At 49.6% G+C, this 1,701-nt stretch carries 2 protein-coding genes and 1 pseudogene; all 3 read left to right on the forward strand.

The annotated features are described in order from the left end of the window. A pseudogene (locus ACTHUE_RS18025) lies at nt 1–323 on the forward strand (hemerythrin domain-containing protein); the annotation flags it as partial. Nucleotides 324–356: 33 nt separating this feature from the next. Next, a complete protein-coding gene (locus ACTHUE_RS18030; RefSeq protein WP_003748707.1) occupies nt 357–977 on the forward strand; it encodes a glucose-6-phosphate 1-dehydrogenase family protein in 621 nt (206 codons plus the stop codon). Between the two features lie 111 nt (nt 978–1,088). Beyond that, nucleotides 1,089–1,701 (forward strand): succinyl-diaminopimelate desuccinylase (dapE, locus tag ACTHUE_RS18035; protein WP_440424105.1); only part of this gene is annotated, 613 nt, incomplete at its 3' end.

The following is a 1,701-nucleotide window of genomic DNA, read 5'->3' on the forward strand; positions in this document are numbered from 1 at the left end:
CGCCGTTGCACCATGAAGACGAAGAAGAAAATTTCTTCCCGCTTCTATTGCAATATGCGCCGCAAGCTCAAGAAAGCGTTGACGAGCTTTTGCGCCAACATATCAGCCTGCACAACAACTGGGCGGCAGTATCCGCCGAATTTACCAAACTCGAAGTAGACAACGCCTATGTCCCCGATGCGGAAGCGTTCAAACGCTTTGTCGCAGGATATGATGTCCATCTGGCGATTGAAGAGCCGCTGTTTGATATGGGCAAAACCTTTATCCCCAAAGAAAAACTGACCGAAATCGGCGAAATTATGGCTGCACGCCGCCGCAAATAAGGCCGTCTGAAACAATCGTCTCAAGGATATATTATGCTGACCCCAAAAAGTTGCGATTTGTTCAATATTCCCTTTTTCCAATTTTCCCAGCTTAAAAAATACCAGCCTGAAAGTATTCCGCAAATCAAGGCAGACTATAAAGAAAACTGGCAGGTATGGCAGCAGCTGATCCAGCAGGTTGCCGCCGAATTGGGTGCGCCGTTTGCGCCGCCGCATATCGAACGCTGGTGTAACGGCTGGCAGGTCCGCGCCCATTTCTTTGCCTATTTCAAATACGAACAATATAAAAATTCCGCAGCAATTTTATCGATTTTGCTCAACCGCCGCCGTTTGAGCGTCAGCTTGGATTGGCACTGCTATAAAGCCGATGTTTCCCCCATTGCGCTGCCTGATTACAACCGCTGGCTGGATAATTTTGATACCGAGAAATACGCTTCCTTCGATATGTGGCACGGCGCGGAAAGCGAATATGACGATTATCGAACCGTCGCCCAACAAAGCGACGGCGATAGAAAGCTTCGAGACGACAAAGATTTCTTCTGTATCGGCAAACACATCGAACGCGATGATTTGGGCAAGCAGGATGTCGCGAAATGGATAGTGGAAACAGTGGAAGAATTACTGCCGCTGTATGAAGCTTGCCATGGAAAATAACTCAGAATACTGAAAGGCAGGCTGCCCATTCAGTATCTTCAAATAAACTCAAGGCCGTCTGAAAATCATATTCAGAACGTTTCAGACGGCCTGTTTTTCAAAGTAAACACAATGACCGAAACCCAATCCCTAGAACTCGCCAAAGCGTTGATTTCCCGCCCGTCCGTTACGCCGGATGACCAAAACTGTCAACAACTGCTGGCCGAACGCCTGCAAAAAATCGGTTTTGCCGTAGAAGAACTTTATTTTGGCGACACCAAAAATGTTTGGTTGCGCCGCGGTACACAGGCTCCGGTGTTCTGCTTTGCAGGGCACACTGACGTCGTGCCGACAGGCCCTGTTGAAAAATGGGATTCGCCACCGTTTGAACCGACCGAGCGTGAAGGCCGTCTGTATGGCCGCGGCGCGGCGGATATGAAAACCAGCATTGCCTGTTTCGTTACCGCCTGTGAGCGATTCGTTGCCGAAAATCCCGATCATCAAGGCAGTATCGCGCTCCTGATTACTTCAGACGAAGAGGGCGATGCATTGGACGGCACGACCAAAGTCGTCGATGTGTTGAAAGCGCGCGGCGAGTTGATTGATTACTGTATCGTTGGCGAACCGACTGCCGTGGATAAATTGGGCGATATGTTGAAAAACGGCCGACGCGGCTCGTTGTCGGGCAATCTGACCATCAAAGGCAAGCAAGGCCATATTGCCTATCCGCATTTGGCAATCAATC

The organism is Neisseria sp. P0021.S005 (genome assembly GCF_051956955.1).

Coding starts and splice junctions, on each gene's coding strand:
- ACTHUE_RS18030 (WP_003748707.1), top strand. CDS start 357: ATGCTGACCCCAAAAAGTTGCGATTTGTTCAATATTCCCTTTTTCCAA.